19 protein-coding genes are annotated in these 17,695 nt (G+C 31.6%); all 19 read right to left on the bottom strand.

Annotated features, from left to right (window positions below):
- Positions 1 to 62: 62 nt before the first annotated feature.
- The gene (locus tag ABD077_RS22725) at positions 63 to 716 is read right to left on the bottom strand and encodes a CPBP family intramembrane glutamic endopeptidase (RefSeq protein ID WP_343914503.1); all 654 of its coding nucleotides are present in this window, start codon (positions 714 to 716) and stop codon (positions 63 to 65) included.
- A 133-nt stretch (positions 717 to 849) separates the two neighbouring features.
- On the bottom strand, positions 850 to 1,686 hold the full coding sequence (locus ABD077_RS22720) for a LytR/AlgR family response regulator transcription factor (protein ID WP_343914502.1): 837 nt from the start codon (positions 1,684 to 1,686) through the stop codon (positions 850 to 852).
- Positions 1,687 to 1,748: 62 nt separating this feature from the next.
- Positions 1,749 to 2,453: a hypothetical protein gene (locus tag ABD077_RS22715; protein ID WP_343914501.1), complete on the bottom strand. Its 705-nt coding sequence runs from the start codon at positions 2,451 to 2,453 to the stop codon at positions 1,749 to 1,751.
- 108 nt (positions 2,454 to 2,561) lie between these two features.
- Positions 2,562 to 2,996 carry a DUF1801 domain-containing protein gene (locus tag ABD077_RS22710; protein ID WP_343914500.1) on the bottom strand — a complete coding sequence of 145 codons (435 nt, stop codon included), beginning with the start codon at positions 2,994 to 2,996 and terminating at the stop codon, positions 2,562 to 2,564.
- Between the two features lie 105 nt (positions 2,997 to 3,101).
- On the bottom strand, positions 3,102 to 3,413 hold the full coding sequence (locus ABD077_RS22705; protein ID WP_343914499.1) for a hypothetical protein: 312 nt from the start codon (positions 3,411 to 3,413) through the stop codon (positions 3,102 to 3,104).
- Between the two features lie 103 nt (positions 3,414 to 3,516).
- The gene (locus tag ABD077_RS22700) at positions 3,517 to 4,734 is read right to left on the bottom strand and encodes a leucine-rich repeat domain-containing protein (RefSeq protein WP_343914498.1); all 1,218 of its coding nucleotides are present in this window, start codon (positions 4,732 to 4,734) and stop codon (positions 3,517 to 3,519) included.
- A gap of 178 nt (positions 4,735 to 4,912) precedes the next feature.
- Positions 4,913 to 5,143: a hypothetical protein gene (locus ABD077_RS22695; RefSeq protein WP_343914497.1), complete on the bottom strand. Its 231-nt coding sequence runs from the start codon at positions 5,141 to 5,143 to the stop codon at positions 4,913 to 4,915.
- Between the two features lie 131 nt (positions 5,144 to 5,274).
- A complete protein-coding gene (locus ABD077_RS22690) occupies positions 5,275 to 5,727 on the bottom strand; it encodes a nuclear transport factor 2 family protein (RefSeq protein ID WP_343914496.1) in 453 nt (150 codons plus the stop codon).
- Positions 5,728 to 5,995: 268 nt separating this feature from the next.
- The gene (locus tag ABD077_RS22685; protein WP_343914495.1) at positions 5,996 to 6,565 is read right to left on the bottom strand and encodes a DinB family protein; all 570 of its coding nucleotides are present in this window, start codon (positions 6,563 to 6,565) and stop codon (positions 5,996 to 5,998) included.
- Positions 6,566 to 6,621: 56 nt separating this feature from the next.
- On the bottom strand, positions 6,622 to 7,158 hold the full coding sequence (locus ABD077_RS22680; protein ID WP_343914494.1) for a Crp/Fnr family transcriptional regulator: 537 nt from the start codon (positions 7,156 to 7,158) through the stop codon (positions 6,622 to 6,624).
- A 262-nt stretch (positions 7,159 to 7,420) separates the two neighbouring features.
- Entirely contained in the window at positions 7,421 to 8,032 is a 612-nt protein-coding gene (locus ABD077_RS22675) for a hypothetical protein (RefSeq protein ID WP_343914493.1), read from the bottom strand.
- A 77-nt stretch (positions 8,033 to 8,109) separates the two neighbouring features.
- A complete protein-coding gene (gene tssD, locus ABD077_RS22670; protein ID WP_343914492.1) occupies positions 8,110 to 10,200 on the bottom strand; it encodes a type VI secretion system tube protein TssD in 2,091 nt (696 codons plus the stop codon).
- A gap of 159 nt (positions 10,201 to 10,359) precedes the next feature.
- A complete protein-coding gene (locus tag ABD077_RS22665; protein WP_343914491.1) occupies positions 10,360 to 10,806 on the bottom strand; it encodes a GNAT family N-acetyltransferase in 447 nt (148 codons plus the stop codon).
- A 58-nt stretch (positions 10,807 to 10,864) separates the two neighbouring features.
- A complete protein-coding gene (locus ABD077_RS22660; protein WP_343914490.1) occupies positions 10,865 to 11,587 on the bottom strand; it encodes a PIN domain-containing protein in 723 nt (240 codons plus the stop codon).
- Between the two features lie 128 nt (positions 11,588 to 11,715).
- A complete protein-coding gene (locus tag ABD077_RS22655) occupies positions 11,716 to 12,861 on the bottom strand; it encodes a hypothetical protein (RefSeq protein ID WP_343914489.1) in 1,146 nt (381 codons plus the stop codon).
- Positions 12,858 to 14,903 carry a Piwi domain-containing protein gene (locus ABD077_RS22650; protein WP_343914488.1) on the bottom strand — a complete coding sequence of 682 codons (2,046 nt, stop codon included), beginning with the start codon at positions 14,901 to 14,903 and terminating at the stop codon, positions 12,858 to 12,860. The genes ABD077_RS22655 and ABD077_RS22650 overlap by 4 nt, the downstream gene beginning before the upstream one ends.
- Positions 14,904 to 15,445: 542 nt before the next feature.
- Positions 15,446 to 16,039, bottom strand: a complete 594-nt coding sequence (locus ABD077_RS22645; protein ID WP_343914487.1) for a hypothetical protein — start codon at positions 16,037 to 16,039, stop codon at positions 15,446 to 15,448.
- A gap of 515 nt (positions 16,040 to 16,554) precedes the next feature.
- On the bottom strand, positions 16,555 to 16,962 hold the full coding sequence (locus ABD077_RS22640; protein ID WP_343914486.1) for a DUF6326 family protein: 408 nt from the start codon (positions 16,960 to 16,962) through the stop codon (positions 16,555 to 16,557).
- A 30-nt stretch (positions 16,963 to 16,992) separates the two neighbouring features.
- On the bottom strand, positions 16,993 to 17,637 hold the full coding sequence (locus ABD077_RS22635) for a hypothetical protein (protein ID WP_343914485.1): 645 nt from the start codon (positions 17,635 to 17,637) through the stop codon (positions 16,993 to 16,995).
- Positions 17,638 to 17,695: the final 58 nt, after the last annotated feature.

Genomic DNA, 17,695 nt, shown 5'->3' with positions numbered 1-17,695 from the left:
ATAACGCACTCACTATGCACAAGGATCATAAAAAGTTATAGGTGCTATTCCTTTGTATTTTTTTAGAATAAACCAAAGTAAATACAAATTAAGGCTATGGTATCAAAAAAACCATGTACTGCAACAAGGAACCACAAATCGTATTTACGTAAGTAGAATATCGTTGCTAAAATTGCTCCGACAATACCTGTAACAAGCTGTCCTGTGATTCCTTGATAGCTATGCATAAATCCAAAAAAACAAGCCAGAAGCAAAATATTAAGTAGTATACTCATTTTACTTTCGCCAAAGAATTTCACCAACTGTCGCATAAAATAACCGCGAAAGATAATTTCTTCTCCAAATCCTGCTGACGCCCATACGATCAATAAAGCCACTAAACAAGCTGGAAGATTTCCTTTTAATTCATTAAAACTTGAATAGTCTATAGGAGCTCCTGTGAGTTTTGTAATTCCGGGAACTAATAAAAACACATAAAAAACAAAAAGACCTAGTGCTACTAATGGAGCAAGTACGAATATACTTTTGGTTGTAAATTTTTCTCGTTGAAACCCAAGCGCCAAAAATGGTTTTCCTTGGTATTCTATATAATTTGCAATAATGATTAATATCGAAATAACGATGTTCTCTACATAACTAAGGGTAATCGGTCCAAACCATAAAAAGAAGATAATTGCTGTAGTAATTAATGGAATTCCTATTTGTCGTAAGCTCATTTTGTTCATTGTTTTTGATTTTAAATTCTAAACGAAATAATGAACAAAATCTCTGAAAAACCCTTTAAATACTTATGTTTTTACTGAATGGTCGTAAATTACAACTGAATAGTCGATAATTTCTAGCCATCTTTTATAGAAACCAATCCATAAATGCTTTTCGTTTGTAACGACTGATGGTGATTTCTGCAATTGCATCGTTTTTAATTAAGGGTTTTAATAGAATACGCAACTTGCCGTTTTCAATCTTTTCAACTTGATCTATGGTATCTTTATGAACGATCATTTGCCTATTGGCCCTAAAAAACAACTGATCATTTATTTTTTCTTCGAGCTCATTTAAGGTAAAATCTGTATTCATGGTTGTCCCATCATTCTTAACGGTATATACAATTTTGTTTTCGCTGTAAAAACAAGCTATGTTTTCATAACTCAGCTTTGTCATTTTTATACCGTTGTCAATGGTAATTTTAGCATCTTTTAGAGACAACTTATATAACTCGTAGATATCCTGAGCATACCATAAACCTATCAAAATAAAACATATTAGTAAGGTAATTAGTAAGCCAATTACGATATAATAGATATGTATATCTCCATCCGCAAGAGCTTCTATAGTAACATTTGCAGGAATATAAATTATTGTAATATATCCCAAATTCGAGGCCATAAACCTTACTATTTTGGCAATCTCTACCTTTATGGAAAAATACTTTTTCTTATAAAACTTAAAATTGAAATGTGCTATTATGGCTACTAGCGTAGAAAAAATGATAGTGAACAGAAAACCTTCAATAGGAAATCTATATGCGGTATCATCCTGAAAATTATCGCTTGCTGCTATATGATTTACGACTAATGAGAAGAGGATTAACACCATGGCTTTCTGTAACCAACGCCATGCTGAACTGTTCAGAAATTTTTGCCATACTGTTCCTTTTTTATGTTTGTTTACTTGTTTAATAGACACGTATGAAAACCTTTTTGTACAGGCTTAAAAGTAAGGAATAATATCAATTGCTGTAGTTAATTTTATTTAGGAAATCTGTTGATCCTTTTAAATTTTCTTTTTACCGTCTTTTCAGAATTCAACAGTGTTAGCGTTATACTATTCTCGTCAAACTGAATCTTCCAAAAATCTCTTTCGACTTGGTCTCCGTATGGAATTAATTCAACTTCGGGTTTATGTCCATGAACATTATACACTCCATTGACTCTTCCTTTTTCAGACGCTATAACAAAACGCTTATCCCATCTAAAAAATATATAATCGTTCATTTCTTTTGTATCCGATTCTGTAAAATAATTGCCATTACTTATTGCTTTTTCTAATTTCCAAAGCCCAAGTATTTTATCACCATATGTTTCTGGAAGTTTGGATGCACGTTCTAAAGTGACTTTGATGTTTTGCCCTTCTTCAGTTCTTTCCCAAATCATTTCATTTTCATTAATCGATATTACAAAGGGATTATTTAAATCCTCTAATCCGTTTGAGTTTGCTATAGATAACTCATTTGATTTTTTATCTAATTTCCAACTCCCATATGAATGTTGAAATCTTCCATTACCCGATTCTTGTGTGAAGTCAGCATTAAAACGAGTCCATCTTGCATTTGGAGTCATTTTTTCTTCCCCTACCTTTACCGATGTAACAATCCATAATCCTTCAATTCTTGATTTATTTTCACAACCAACTAATAAAAGAATAACTATTAACGAAAATATTGATTTCTTCATGTTTTTGCTTTAATTACCAACAACGCTTCGGCTATATTTTTTTAAAGTCTTTATTAATCATGCAGTACGAATGCATCCTACATTTTATATCGTATTGACTTGTTATTGCTAACTTCTGCAAGCACATTCATGATGTTCATTTAAATATGCGATGGTTTCCATACTCAGTTTTTCTACCGTTGGAATATGTATATCTGCTAGTTTCTTAAAATAGATGCAAGCCTTTCCCATTTTAAATTTCCCTAAATCTTCTAAAAGAGCATCACTTTTTTCTGTTTTGGAATAAACATAGAGTGAAAACTGTGTTTTTCTGGGCGAGAACCCCAATAAAGGAGCATCTCCTTCGTGGCCACTTGCATATTTGTAATGATAACTACCAAAACCAATAATGGTTGGACCCCACATTTTTGGTTTAAAACCAGACCATTTACTCATTAACTCAATCAGTTTATAGCTATCTGCTTTCTTTTGATCATTATCTACGTAGGATTCGATAAAATCAAAAACGTCTACTGATGTTTCCAAGGTTTTATTTTTAGCCATTTGATACTTATTTTAGATTGTTTCCCAATGTCTGTGCATGCCTGTTACACTTATAGCGACCTATACAATATACGAATTGTTAGGGTTTGCTACTTCTTATAATATTCATAACTGTTCGACTAATTTAAGGGTCAGAGTACTCCCATTAAAATCAATAGTATCCGCATCAATAATAAATCGAGCTAAATCTAACCACTCCTGATTAGTAAATTCACTAATTTCTTTGGATATAATCAGTTTAAAATTATATTCCTCCATTTCAGGCATCAAAAAACCAGCTTTTCCTTCAATAATAGTTGAAGGAACATTTAAATAATATGATTTAGGTTCAATCCAGTCACAATAAGCGTTTAAGATTTTATTTCTAGTAATCCTAAATCTAAATTCCGCCCAAAAACCTTGTTCTTCAATTGTCATTTTAATGTTATTCCCAAAGTTGTTTAAATTATTTATGACCGTTGGTATAAGAAGCCTAGCGTATAAAAAAGTGATATGTTTCTTTTAAAACTATTATCATTTTCTAATTCCCTTTAATATAACGGTATGTATCACCATCTTTAATAATTGTATCCTTTTTTACATTCTTTAAAAGTTCAGGATTCATACTAAACATGATATGCTTACGTGGAAACATACTTCTTATTTCCTCTTTTTGAGCTTCATTAAAAGGGTTTTCTCTTAGGTCTAACTTACTAATATTAATCCATTTACTGATAGATTCAGGCATTGTTTCCAGTGAATTATTTTTAAATATTACAGTTTTCAATCCTGATAATTTTCCCATTGAAATTGGTAAGTCTTTTATCTTATTATTAGTAGCCACAATACCTTCTAATTTTGAGAGGTTTCCGATAGCATCAGGAAACGTATGTAATTCATTATTGTATATCGCTAACCAGGATATATTAGTGAGTTTGCAGAATGAATCAGGTAATCTTCTTAATTTATTAGTATGAAGTTCTATGTCCAATAGATTAGTTAATTCTCCAATAGTATCAGGTAAATATTTTATATTGTTCGTGCTTACATCTAAAACTTCCAGTTTTTTAAAGTCTCCAATCCAATTAGGTAAATCTGTTAGCTGATTGTTACTTAAATTTAAAGCTCTCAAATTAGAAAAGTTTTTGATTTCTTCAGGAACAGATGTATAGTTTTGGTTAGCTAAATTAAGATGAGTAATTCTTTCTTGGGAGTTCATATCCTCTTTTAATAACTCTGGTCGTGGCAAATCGCCTAGAGAAATATATCCTATTGCGTTATTATTGTCATTATAAGAAACCATTAAATTTCTTTTTTTATAAATAAAGTGCGTCGCGTAGAGTTCATTTTCATAAGCATCTCTTAATTCTTCTTTAACATCAGCTTTCCCAAATATTATTTCGATACTATCTTTTTTAATATTTTTATAATCCTTCAATCCTTCTTGATTTAAACGAAATGACTGTATTTGTCCATAATTGATTATAAAATTATAGCCTTTTTTGTATGATATAATTTTATATGTTAACGGAAGTGAATCTAAATTTTGCAATCTTTTTTTATCAAACACACTAATTGTATCTCCAATTTTATGACTAAAAAGAGTTGTTTGAAAAGCTGATATTTCATCGTTAAACAAGATTTCTGGGTTCTCAACTATTTCGACGTTAGGTATTTCTTTTTCGCAAGACATCATTGATAACAAGGTTAGTAATACTAAATATTTGGGAATAATATTAGAGTACGTAGGTTTTATCATAATTAATAAATTCAATGTTGGTTTATATTGTAAGTTAAACATAACGGTTTCGTATAACTGTCAGTTACTGATTTTATGTTAATATTTTTCGGTTAAGCAATGACATTTGCAATTCTGAGCGGATTCGGACGTAGTCTAATCTGTCACAATTGCATTCATACAGCGCTGTGATTGCTTTTTATTCAAATATCATTTCAAAAACGAGATAATGTTTTATTCCAAATTCTTTACCCCAATTTTCAATGTCTTTTCCTGTAAAACGCAACTTTAAATACTCAATTCCTTCAAATTCTAAAATATCTCTTATTTCGGGATTATCGGATGAATAGTCAGATTTCATTTTTACATCACTTTGCGCTAATGAGATACTTGAAATTAAAACTAATCCTAATACTAGAATTTTTTTCATAAAGTTGGTTTTAAATATTTTACAAGGTTGTATATGTATATCCTGAAGAAGGAAAATGTTACCCAGATTTAGGCAAAAACTGCGTATTGATTGCTAACCTTTCGGAATAACGTAAGGTCGGATTGTATATTTTAGTGTTTTTTAGCGTCATTAAACTGCCACAACACATTTACCAATTGCCATTTGCCATTGAGTTTTACAATGTGCATATAGTCTATCCAATCATCTGCTATGAGTTTTACAGAAGCTACTTTGTCATAAATATCCAGAATAATAACTTCCTTTTTAGGATTTTCGGGGAACTTATCTTTATCCTGATTATAGGTTTCTGCTAGTAGAATCATGGCATCAGTGAAAGTTTCTCTTAAATATTCCTTTCCCGTTTTTTTATTCGTCCAAAAAGTTCTTTTTACCATTCTCGGATGCGCAGCTTGTTCGAATTGCTCAGGTTTTACATTATGCTGAGCTTCAATATAATCTAATGCCACTTGCTTGATTTCTAGAGAATCCTTTTTGTTTTGTCCATAAAAAGAAATGCTCATTAGGCAGAATAGGAAACTGAAAGTAACTATGCTTTTTTTCATCATTTTATTTTTTAGTGCTATGCACTGCAAGGTTGAGTATATACCAAGCTATCGTTTTATTCTTACTGTATTATATTGTAAGTCTACTTACTCACTAAAGAAACACAAATTCCCCTACATACAAAAAACCAGCATCGATATGTTGCTGGTTTTTGCTAAAAATTAACGTAATTTATTTTTTTAGTTAAAAGTTTGCTATCGTTGGAATGATAGCCTTTATTTCCTTTTTTACAGTTTTTAGGAAACAAACTTCGTAGCGCTGCAGTAATTAAACATGCAACTTCTTACCTATCGACATTTTTATTGCCTTTTCTGCTTGCTTTATATGCCTTTGATTATGGTATATGACCACTCTAAACGTATCTCCTAATCTTAATTTGATGAATCGTGAAATTGAAATTGCAGTTTTCGTTTTGTCAAGATTTATATCTTTAGACTGATCTAAAAGTGCTAGTATCTGATGTTGTTGATCTATAAACTTGTCTATGGTTTGAAGATCTAATTCTGAGTGTAGAGGGTTCATAGATGGAAAGGTTTTCATTTTCTTTATATTCTCATTATAAGAAACGGACTTGCTAAAATATGTACCCAGCCAATTACTTTTAAAAATTTCAGAAGGCTTGTGTGTAGAAGTTTGTATTTTGACAGTGATTTCTGGAATATAAAAATCTCCATATCTATTTAGATGTTCGATACATTCTAAAGCACTCCAACTTTCTGCAGCTGGCTTCCAATTTAACGAAGTGATAGATTCCTTTTTTAATTGTTCTGCACCGTTTAGGTTCGCTCGTGTAATTTCTAATAAGTCTTGTAATAATTTTTTAGTCGCTATTGCCATTACCTTTATTTTATTACAAATGTCAACAGAGATTTTTTAAAAAAAATTGATTGAAATTAAGATTTTTTAATTCTAGAAAGTGTTTCTGGTGTCATTCTTAAATACGAAGCAATATATTTATTAGGTATCTCTTGAAAAAGTTGTGGACTTCGTTTTAAAACTCTCTTATAGCGTTCCACAGGAGATGATGTTAGAATATCTCTTTCTCTTTCCATTTGCTGTAATACAAAATTTTCTAAAACGGAAAGCCATAGTTCTTTATTCTCGGGTGATGATTCGATAAAGGATATATACTTTTTTTTACTGATGACATTAACATTCGTCTTTTTTAATGCTTGTATATAAAAATCTGAAGGTTGTTCATTTAAGAAAGAATCTAAAGATGCTATTAAGTTATTTTTATACCCAAATCTTATGGTATGTTCTTCATATTCATCAATTACAAATATTCGTAAACTTCCACTTTTTATTAAATAAATATTAGTATCGATAGTACCCTTTACCTTTAAGTATTCATTGCGTTCTAATACTATTTCTCTATCCCAAAGCTTTTGGTTGTTTATTTTATCAATTAAGTCTGAAATAGGATTCATATTAGCTTGCAGATACCACAGGATGATATCAGTCTATGGATATATAGGTATAATATGTTGTTTTATTTGTACTTATTTTGCATATGCTCTCTAAAGAAACGCAAATTCTCCTATTTAATGTGAATTCGACGTAAGAAAATTTACGTCAGTCAGCGTGTCCGCCGAAGGCGAGATGTATCGAAGACAAATAAATTTTAGGTAAAAGCCTAATTTCGATACTATTTTTCTTCATTGTACGAATAATTTTGATGTCAAAATGTGATTAATCCAATTGTCTCGATACGTCTCTAATTTCAGTTTTTACGATTTTACCAGTTTTTGGATCTAAGGTCAACACTTTTACATTATCGGTTTTTAAAAACTCTTCTGGTTTATATATGATTTCCCAACCGTGAACTCCATTGAGTTCTCCTCTAAAAATATTTTGAATCTGATTTCCCTTAATATCTTGTTCTTTAAGAAATTGTTTCACATCTTCCCAACTGAATTCATAAGGAGCATCATAATTTTCATATTTTTCTATGGCTCCTTTAATATCGTAATCATACCAAATACCCTTTTTAAAAAAGTTAGAATATTCAATCCCATATCCTTTTAATTCACCTGACGGGAAGTAACTAAAACCGTATCTAAATGAATCATCTTTTTTAAATTTTATGTTCTTCCCAAATCCATTTTTTGTATTACCAGATATGTAAACATATGTATCATTTAAATAACCTTCATATTGATAATAAGCTGGTTCACTGCTACCACTAGAAATACCAATTTCTTTAAGTTTAGTAATATCTAATTTTCCATCCTTCATAAAGATCGTATCGTCCTTTTTTATTTGATAACCTCTTTCTTTGATCTCTTTATCTGTAAGTTGCATCTTTTTAGATTTTTGTATTTGTGAGTTACAGTTTGTAAAACAGAATGCTAAAAATAAAATAATAAGTGCTCTCATCATCAAGTCTCGTTTTCATTACTGTTTTTTAAGATTTCCCATTGCCATTTCCAAGTACTGATCTGGGTTAAAGTTCCATTTGGTGTTGCGTAGCGAGCTACGTGTGAATAATCCATAATATTCTCGGTTTGACCTATCTTAAAGGTATACGTTCCATTATTATCAAAACTATGATATAATCCCATACAATGCATCAATTCATGTGCCACAAAAAAGGGCATCGGGTTAGCATACATAACACATTCTTTAGATGGGATTCCATTTGCATGCCCTCCAAGTCCCACTATATTCCTTCCATTCATACGACCACCAGCTTCTCCTAAAAAGAAAACTTTGTAATAATTTGCATATTTTGCAAATGCAGGTTTGGCGTTAAATTTTTGTGTTAAAAAATTCACCAAACTGGTTCCTCCACTATTACTATATTTATTAAAAATTTTATTCCTCCCACGAGCTAGCGTATAATCTGTATTTAAAGTTTGTACCTCTGGTAAAGAAGCATCAAATAAATCTAAATTTTCATTTTCTACATCTGATCTTATCAATGCCTGTTTTAGGAAAGGAGACAAATAATTCTCTTGAGATGTTGTATTTGCAGCTATAATTCCATTAACTGGGTTTCTCAAACCATTGATATTTGTAATCACATTCACAAATACAATTTTGCTAACTCGTCTATTAATTTTATTATTAGCTCTAACTTTTAGCATTCCAGAAAGTACAGGAGCATCTAATGTTCCATTCGTTTTTTTCTTTGCTGCCCAAACTTTAATAGTTTCGTCTTTGGAAAGTGTATGAATACATTGTAGTTGTATGGTTGTTTTGTTTGGATTTCCTGTGCTAGTTACTCCCATCATTGCTGCACCTAATTTATAATGCTTTAAGGTCGCATCATTAGGATCATCAATTGCTCCAGTAATATCAAAATGCTTTTTAGGAAATTCAATATAAAGTTCATCGGGCTGCACATCTACTTCCGTCAATAATTCTAATTCGGCATAAGGTGCATTGACGGCATTAGGTTTTCTATAAATAGTTAACCAAGGTGTATAATATTGTATAGGATTTCCTGCTGCATCTTTTCTATTATTAATATTGGTAGGGTTGTATTCATTCTCTAAAACGGAATAATCTTTTGGAGTAAATACTGCTCCTGGTTGGGTTGCATATACCGTCCCATATTCACCAACGTTTTGTTCGTAATCCACATCTCCATCGATACTTGTATCTTCTATTCTCATCCAGTCAAATCCAAATTCACCACTCCATCCACTATGTGGTCTAAAGTGCAGTGTTGCTTTAGGTTTTGGAATAATTTGTAAAGGATTACTTTTTTTACTCACTCCATTATGTTCAACTTTTGCAATAAGCTTGTCAATATCTGCAGTTTTAAATTCTTCCCATTGTTCTTTGATCTCGAAAGGTGAGATTTCTACCCGTCCATCATGAGAAACGGTTTCTGTAAAAAGAAGTTGTTTTTCCCCATTTTCAAACTCAGTACCATCCTCTTTTTCTATGGTAATATTAACTGTCGAACCTTCTGGATTATTAATTTCTGCGAACAGGCTTGCTTTTTGGGTAATTCCAATTTCAGAGATCCCTTCTTCTTGGTCATCAGCATTCATCCAAACTATTCTGGTAATTGTTGTTTGAGGAGTTTCCTTAACCGTTACGGGAATGTTTTCTTGACTAAAGGGGTTATTAGGGTTTACAGGAGATTCATAAATGGAATTTCTAATTTCCATAATCAAAGCACTAAAAGTGATATCCATAACAAGATTATCTGTACTCTGATGATTAAAACGGTATTTTAGAAATGAAAGGTAGGTATTTGCAAATTTGATTTCAAAGTCTTTTTGCATACCATCTCTTTTATAAACTACAATTTTCCCTTCTACCATTTGAGTTGCCGAAATCATTGTTTCTTCAATTCCAGAATCATCCTTTGTTGCTTGGACAGAAACATTAATTTTCCCACCATGTACTCTACTATTTGGACGACCCGTATCATCGGTATTTTGAATTAGGTTATAATCTAAATCCAATAGAGGGTATTCTTTTTCAAAGATATAAAGAGTAGCTTTGAAGCTCATTTCATGTTTGTTTATGTTTTAAAAATACGGAATTTTCGGTATTGTTGGGTTATGATGTACAACGTTATATATATGTGTCTTGGAAGAGCAAAATGTTACCCTGTTTTTAAGTTTTTCTTCCACAAGGATTGCTAGTTATTTGAAGTTATTGATGACAGTTTATATTGTTTTAGTCATCAGTTTTCGATTGTTGGAGCGATAGCCTTTGCTTAGATACAGTTTGTTAGCGTGTACATTATGAGGTTCTACTTCTAGATGTAGGGCTTGTATACCTAGTTTTTTGGATTCTGAGGCTATAAAATCTAGTGTTGAGCCGCCAATTCCTTTATTTCTATATGCTGGTTTTATATAGAACTCATCTATAAACGCATCTCGCCCTTTGTACTCAAAACTAAAACCAAATGCCAGCACAAGATATCCAATGGTTTGTTGTTGGAGTTTGATTACATAGAGTCTCCCCAAAGATTCGTTTGAAGTAAATTCTAGTAGGTTCTTTTCTCTACCTATTGGATCAAATTCATATCCCTCCATTTTGTTAAATGAAGTCATCATTTCCAACACCTCGGTTTTATCATTGTCTTTATAGTTTGTAAATGATATTTTCATTTTCTTGATTATGGTTTTATGGAACTATGAGGTTGGGAATTTTGAAGAGCTGGGATTTTTATATACTTTTTTCTATCTCTTTAATCTCATATAAAATATTAAGATCAAACATTTCTTTTATTTCTTCTTTTGCTCTAATAAAGTCTGTATCAAAAGTTAGAAAATTTTTACAACCTAGATGTTTAGCCATTTTTAAATGCATTATATCAGCAGCTCCAATCTGGTAATTACTGAGTTTTACCATAATTTCAAATTCATCGCTTTCATGTTTAATAGACATATTTTCAATATCTCTAGGGTAAATTCCATATAAACTAAGTCCTATATCTGAATTTCCATATCCAGTTTCAAATATATTATAGGCTAAAAATTCTATATCAATCAAGTTAGTCGATTTTTTAGTACTCTGAACTTTATCTAAATCATCACTTATTCTTTTTAGTACTTTACCGATTTCCTTTTTTCCAGATTTTTGTATTCGTTCAAGAGAACCATATTTAATAGCAAGATTCTTAAAATTGAATTCAACTAATTTTTCAATACATTCTAATGTTATTAAAGGACTATAAACCAGATTGGTTTGAGTTTCATGATTGTAGATTTTTCTTATAATATTGTCCAGTTTATGAATTCGATTTTTCGAAGACCAATATTTTTTTAGTATTGGTTCAAAATCATTTTTAGTCTTATTCGAATTAGAAATTTCTTGATTGAAAATTCTATCCAATGGAAAAAGAATAAAATCTAGTAAGAAAGATGTATCGCAAAAAGTCGTTAACATATTAAAATTTAATCTTCTTGAATTATATATTTCATAAAACTTGAGGATATATTTATACGATATAATTTTGTTTGTACTTATAAATTATACGGAGTATGATTGCAAAGAATATTCCGTCGTACATAGTGTTATGTGCCTTTATTTTTCATATTTAAGAAAATGTGATAGACTTCAATAGGCATACTATTATTCTGTAATATTACAATTCCAATCCTTATATTGGTGAAATTTGGATGATTACTAGTATCATCAGTTATTGTAATTACTTCTATTTTTTCTGGATATTCAAACTCTTTTAAAAATTCCAAATATCTAATCCAAGTTTCTTGAAAGTTATTAGCGCTAACATAAACAACTGCGTAATTTCTAGATAATCCATTTGGATCATAATTCACAGTAAGTTTTCTTAAATGCCTAGAGATATAAGATTTATCAATTGAGGAAATTCTATAAGCTTCAATAATCGCCAATGGATATTTATTTTCCTTTGTAAATACTCCGATGTCCAATTCACCAAACGTTTTTTCGGAACTTGATAATCCTCTTTGACTTTGATTTTCGACAATGTAATTCATCGAAAGCATAGAATGAAGTACACTATTAAATTGATCTTCATTGTTATTATAAACCTTATGCTTACTCTGTATATCTCTTGTTGCAAAAAATACTGATTGCCATAACTGCTCCTTTTTGTCTTCGTATATAGTTTTTTGTTTTTGTTTGTATTCTTGTAATATCATTAAGTGAATTACATCATCAAAAGAAGCATTATTTTCGTATTCAATATTTTCAATGAAGTCTTTACAATAGGTTTTTTTCAGTATTATGATTTCCTTATTTTCATTTTCTTGTTTTCTAAGGCTAGCCTTAAAAAGGTCATGGTACTCTCCTCTAAAGAATCTTGAGATTAGAAACTTTATCCGAACTGAATGATTCTCAAACCAATCTTTTAATATAGCTTGATACCTAAAATCATTTTGTGATTTGAATAGGATACAAATTCCTATTATGTGGAATATTGAAAGTGATTTCTTAATTGTAATGTTACTAATTTGTTTAAATATTCCGTCAAAATTTAAATGATCAAGTTCAATTCCTAAATATCCATAGACAGCTGATTTCTCTAAATTGCCAGTGTAAGTAGATAAAATTGATTCGACATCTTCTCCTGATGAAAAAGAACCATCTAGATAATACTTTAGGCATAATCCTTGAAGTTCTGAGATATTAAAAAATCTATTTTCAAGTTCTGATATTTTGGAAGCTAATATCATAGAAACCAAGGGGAATTATCCGGCATTGAAATATGAGACATATAGAATCCTTCTATCGTTTTTAGCTTTGTGCTCATTTGTGCCATAAGTTTAGAATACTTGATACTTGCTGGAGATGCTTGCTTATTAAAACTAGAATGTGAAAGATTGGAAAAATCATATACCTGTTTAGAAAGATACTCTATATCAATAAGATTGGATCTGTCGTCTATTTCTATTTTGCAACAAGTTGAACTATTCTTTCTTAGCGAAAGAAATCCTAATGAATCATTTACTTTTATAAAGGTGCCTCTCGGCAAATCTTTAAGAAGAGGCATTGCTTCATGTTCTTGTAATTGATACTTGTTAAACCTAAAATTATGACCATCACCTACATAGACAAAAGAATACTTAAAGTTTAAACCACTGAATTCTGAAATCATTTTACTCAGTGCATCAATTTCATTATGATATCCTGGTTTCTTGAATAAATGAAAAACTAAATAAATTGGTTTTGCGGAATCCAAAATTTTGGAGTCCAAACAATCTTGAATGTTTCGGGATAACACTTCATTTAAATGCTTATTATAGTCAACAATACTTGTCACTGCAGCTACATTACCCACTAAGTATTTTCCATCACCTTGGAATATTGAAGTCATTCCGATTTGAGGAGTTCCTTCAGAATCCGTTGTTGCTCCAACACCTATTACTAGCTCGTTTCTATTTTTTGGATTAGACTTAACGGTCCACGCAGTTCCGCCTAATTTTGCATAGATGTTAAGTGAAATATTGTGATCCGCATAATTGGAATAACCAGACTCTTGATCGGATATGAATTTATTTATTTGCTGTATTTGAACCTCTTGACTATTTATTCCTCTCTTAATAAATTCTGCCTTGCAAAAGTAGTAGGGAGAATCTTTTATTGGTAACAATTCATGAATTTCATCTACGACAACTATTGCTAAATCAATTCCTGTAGTTTCCTGAAATACTGATTGATATGAACTTAATTGTGAGTCTTCGATTGGAAATGTTATATATTCAAAATTTGATTTTTGAATTCTATAAATTTCGCATAACTCTTCTTGAACAGCTTTCATAAATCTTGAAATTTTCAAATGATTTGGTTTTGGAAAAACAACACCGATTGTTATTGTCCTATTTTCAAAGCTATCATAAGAGGTTGGTTTATTATATTTTATCTTACTTCTCATAGGAAACTTATCTGCACTTTCAGGGGGAGTTGAGTTTCCGTAGAAATAGAATTTTGGATTAGGCAAAAGTTCAAATCCATATCCTTTAGTATCTTGAATTTCCGAGAAATTAATCTTTCGAATATTCAATATTTCAAGGTTGTCAGGTAATTTGTAATTCTTCCCGTTAACGAAAAATTCATTTACAAAAGAATTACAGCAAGAGATATTTATGCTTTCTTCTGTTAACTTGTCTATTGACTGTTTAAGCTTGCTTGAATCTCCAAAAAGGTTACTAATTTTATATATGGATACTGTATCTGCTCTTACTTTTCCGTTTTCTAAAATCGTTAAACCACTAGTTGAAAGATCGTTAGTTTCAAAGTCTTCAATTCCCCATGTCAACTGATGGCTTATTCCACAAGTGATATTAAATCCAAGACTTGTGATTCCATCTACATTTATTGGACTGAAAGTTAGATTGTAGTGTCGGTAAGTATTTAAATAAGGGAAATCATTATTCGATATATCAAGTCGATAATCCGTTATTCTTATTATTCCATAAGATCTGACTATAAATAGCTTTGCCTCATGGTAGAATTGTGATAATAATGCCTCGGAGATCAGCTTGATTAATAAATAATCATGTTGACCTTTATCAACATATTCTTTTGAGGCAGCATGAAAATCAATATCATCCCATATATAGACTTTGTCTTTGTATCGTACAAAAGTAGAGTTATTATATTTTTCTCTAAAAGATTTGAGGTTGTCTGAATTTCTAAACTCAATGGACTGTATACTCACATTAGATTTAGATAATTCTATCTCATGCCAATTACTTTTTATAAAGTCATTTTTCATTTATCTATCTTTGATCTAATTGCTCATAAAGTAGGTGTATACCAACCTATCGTTTTATTCTAACTGTATTTAATCTATTTGTACCTACTTACAAACCCCACTAAAGAAACGTAAATTTCCCCAAATAAAAAAACCAGCTTGTATAAGTTGCTGGTTTTGTTGTGTGAGTGGTTGTGCTTTGGGAGCACTTCGACAAGCTCAGTGTGACACTGCATGATTACTGTACCGCACTTCGAGAGCACTTCGACAGGCTACTATTGCCGTATTTTATAAAACATTGTTTTTCAAATCGATGCAATGAATTTAATTTTATCTAATTCACTTTAATGGAGCTTCTTTTCTTTTTTTCATTACCAACCCTTCGACAGGCGCTGTCCTGAGCTTGTCGAAGGGCTCAGGATGAAACCGCGGTGTACGCTTCATTTTTGTTCTTCAAAATTTACTTGTCTTCGATACAATCCGCTAGAGGCGGATCACTCTGACTGACGTAAATTTTGTGTCAGCTCAGCGTGACGCCTCAGTGCTCGGGTTCTTGGTTGGTTTTAAAATTGGTAGCCGATAAAGAACCAAAAGTTGTTTACAAAGCGGTGTGCGTTAATCGTAGCGCCTTCCCACTGCGTTTCTGGGATGTTATTAAAGTAATACCGAAAAGGGATAGAGATATTGGTATATAAATGTTTGATCCCAAATATATTTTCTTTTCGGTATCCAATCGCAACTCCTACGGTAGCGGTTTCATTTACCAAACGATTGGTAGAGATCAGATGATTATATTCATCTTTTACATAGGCAATACTACCACTGTAGTAAAAGTTCTTCCGCTTTCCAAAATACCGGTCGTAGTACAATTCATAAATACGAAAATAGCCTTCTACATTGTCGCCATCCACCGCTGCAGATTCCCACTTACTAGACAAATGCCTTTCGGTGAGATTCACCTCTCCGATCATGAGTCGGATTTGATGTTTTTCATTAAAACGATAGCCTACTTCTCCCGCAAAATTCTGGAACTTATTCATCGTCATTTCAAAGGTTTCGTATCCCACAAAAAATGAGGAACGATCTTGTTGCTGTGCATTCATTGCTATCATCCATAGCAGTAATGCGATTATTAATAGTTTCTTTATATGTATCATATGTTTTTTGTTTGTGTTGATTACACTTCTAGAGGGCATCATTGACGTTTTTTATAAAACATTTTTTTTCAGACCGATAAAATGAATTTAATTTTATTTAATTCACTTTGATGGAGCTTCTTTTCTTTTTTTCATTGCCAACCCTTCGACAGGCTCAGGATGACAAAACAAAAAAGTCTAGGCTTACAAAAAGAACTTAAGAAAATGCTACGCCACCTTCAGCCACGGATGAAAAAAACTCGCTATCGCTCAAACAGTTTTTCATCCCCAAGCCCTCGCTGCTGCCTTGATTTTTAAAGTTCTTTTTGATAGGCCATTTCAAACTCATTAGGTCAAATCCCTAAACTGGGTAAGATTTTTATTGGATGGTTTGGTGTGACATCTTGGTGTACTCTTTCAGCTTTGGTTTAGTATAATTAGATCCTTTTTCAAAATTTACTTGTCTTCGATACAATCCGCCCAAAGCGGATCACTCTGACTGACGTAAATTTTGTGGTATTAAACTCATATTAAGTTTATAATAATTGCTCTGTATTTGGTTTTGAGAGTGGATTGGATAGTTTCCAGGAAACTCTGATGATTACGAGTAGTAAGATATTTTCGATCACTACAAAGAAGATATCATCCATATCTGCGTTAGGTAATGTGCTTAGAAAACCTAGTGACGTTATGATCGCTGCAATGGTATTGTACCACGTATTGGCTTTGTCTTTTAATATTCTGGATAATAAGATCATTAAAATTGGAATCTGAGATACGAACCCATATACCAACATATTTACTTCTGGGATTTGAAGTGACATCATATGTTCGATATATCCTTCGCGCAAAAATTCGTGTAAATCTCTTACGATCATATTAAATAAAATGACAATCCACAAGGTGGATAATAATATTCTTGGGTCTATAGTGTTTGTTTTCATCTGTTTGTATTTTTTAAATGGATTGAAATGTTAGTGTATGGCTGTGATGCGATGGTTGGGTACAAATTTTAGATCATCCAATACGGCATTGGATTGCCCCCAATAAAAACTATCATCGCTACCGGATATTAATTGAATCGCAATGGTGACATAGGTATTCTTTTGGATCTTGTCTATCTCTAAATAGAACCTATCGAATTGGGCTTTGGGCGTGGTTATATCCAAAATATTGGCATCTTCCAGATGTGTATCTGAGATAGTTTGGATCATTTTTTCCGAAGAAATAACGATGATTCGTAGTACGTCTTCTGCCTCATCGATATCTGATCCTGAAAATTTATATCGTCCAGTCAATTGTAGTTGTTGGATATTCTCGGTAACAAAAAAACTGGTTAGAATTTCATTGGTTTGTGCGAGATATCCTCTATGCAATGCCAAGGCATTTTCATTGGCATCTGGTAATTCATATTTGTAAGCAAAACCTTCGTTATAGGATTGTCTCCATCGTTCGTTTTTAGGATGTTCTTTCCATCCTACTGGTAGTTCATATTCCTGATCTTGACATCGGATCATTACGAACTGATTAAAATCACCGTTTGGAATTGTTACCTGCGCTGCCATCTCAGATACCGTGGCGATGATGAATAACAATAATTTGATTCGTAAAGTTCTCATTACTTCATTTTTTACTGGATTACACAATTAATACTGAAGCAAATATCTAGTGAAGTGA

The sequence above is a fragment of the Aquimarina litoralis genome (assembly GCF_039523995.1).
Classification (GTDB): domain Bacteria; phylum Bacteroidota; class Bacteroidia; order Flavobacteriales; family Flavobacteriaceae; genus Aquimarina; species Aquimarina litoralis.
Note: the sequence above shows the minus strand (reverse complement) of the source record. Positions and strands in the feature narration are given on the sequence as shown.

What these genes read in the sequence shown, in the direction of transcription:
- ABD077_RS22725 (WP_343914503.1), bottom strand. Translation starts at nt 716, where the DNA reads ATGAGCTTACGACAAATAGGAATTCCATTAATTACTACAGCAATTATC.
- ABD077_RS22715 (WP_343914501.1), bottom strand. Translation starts at nt 2,453, where the DNA reads ATGAAGAAATCAATATTTTCGTTAATAGTTATTCTTTTATTAGTTGGT.
- ABD077_RS22710 (WP_343914500.1), bottom strand. Translation starts at nt 2,996, where the DNA reads ATGGCTAAAAATAAAACCTTGGAAACATCAGTAGACGTTTTTGATTTT.
- ABD077_RS22705 (WP_343914499.1), bottom strand. Translation starts at nt 3,413, where the DNA reads ATGACAATTGAAGAACAAGGTTTTTGGGCGGAATTTAGATTTAGGATT.
- ABD077_RS22700 (WP_343914498.1), bottom strand. Translation starts at nt 4,734, where the DNA reads ATGATAAAACCTACGTACTCTAATATTATTCCCAAATATTTAGTATTA.
- ABD077_RS22695 (WP_343914497.1), bottom strand. Translation starts at nt 5,143, where the DNA reads ATGAAAAAAATTCTAGTATTAGGATTAGTTTTAATTTCAAGTATCTCA.
- ABD077_RS22690 (WP_343914496.1), bottom strand. Translation starts at nt 5,727, where the DNA reads ATGAAAAAAAGCATAGTTACTTTCAGTTTCCTATTCTGCCTAATGAGC.
- ABD077_RS22685 (WP_343914495.1), bottom strand. Translation starts at nt 6,565, where the DNA reads ATGGCAATAGCGACTAAAAAATTATTACAAGACTTATTAGAAATTACA.
- ABD077_RS22680 (WP_343914494.1), bottom strand. Translation starts at nt 7,158, where the DNA reads ATGAATCCTATTTCAGACTTAATTGATAAAATAAACAACCAAAAGCTT.
- ABD077_RS22675 (WP_343914493.1), bottom strand. Translation starts at nt 8,032, where the DNA reads ATGCAACTTACAGATAAAGAGATCAAAGAAAGAGGTTATCAAATAAAA.
- tssD (WP_343914492.1), bottom strand. Translation starts at nt 10,200, where the DNA reads ATGAGCTTCAAAGCTACTCTTTATATCTTTGAAAAAGAATACCCTCTA.
- ABD077_RS22665 (WP_343914491.1), bottom strand. Translation starts at nt 10,806, where the DNA reads ATGAAAATATCATTTACAAACTATAAAGACAATGATAAAACCGAGGTG.
- ABD077_RS22660 (WP_343914490.1), bottom strand. Translation starts at nt 11,587, where the DNA reads ATGTTAACGACTTTTTGCGATACATCTTTCTTACTAGATTTTATTCTT.
- ABD077_RS22655 (WP_343914489.1), bottom strand. Translation starts at nt 12,861, where the DNA reads ATGATATTAGCTTCCAAAATATCAGAACTTGAAAATAGATTTTTTAAT.
- ABD077_RS22650 (WP_343914488.1), bottom strand. Translation starts at nt 14,903, where the DNA reads ATGAAAAATGACTTTATAAAAAGTAATTGGCATGAGATAGAATTATCT.
- ABD077_RS22645 (WP_343914487.1), bottom strand. Translation starts at nt 16,039, where the DNA reads ATGATACATATAAAGAAACTATTAATAATCGCATTACTGCTATGGATG.
- ABD077_RS22640 (WP_343914486.1), bottom strand. Translation starts at nt 16,962, where the DNA reads ATGAAAACAAACACTATAGACCCAAGAATATTATTATCCACCTTGTGG.
- ABD077_RS22635 (WP_343914485.1), bottom strand. Translation starts at nt 17,637, where the DNA reads ATGAGAACTTTACGAATCAAATTATTGTTATTCATCATCGCCACGGTA.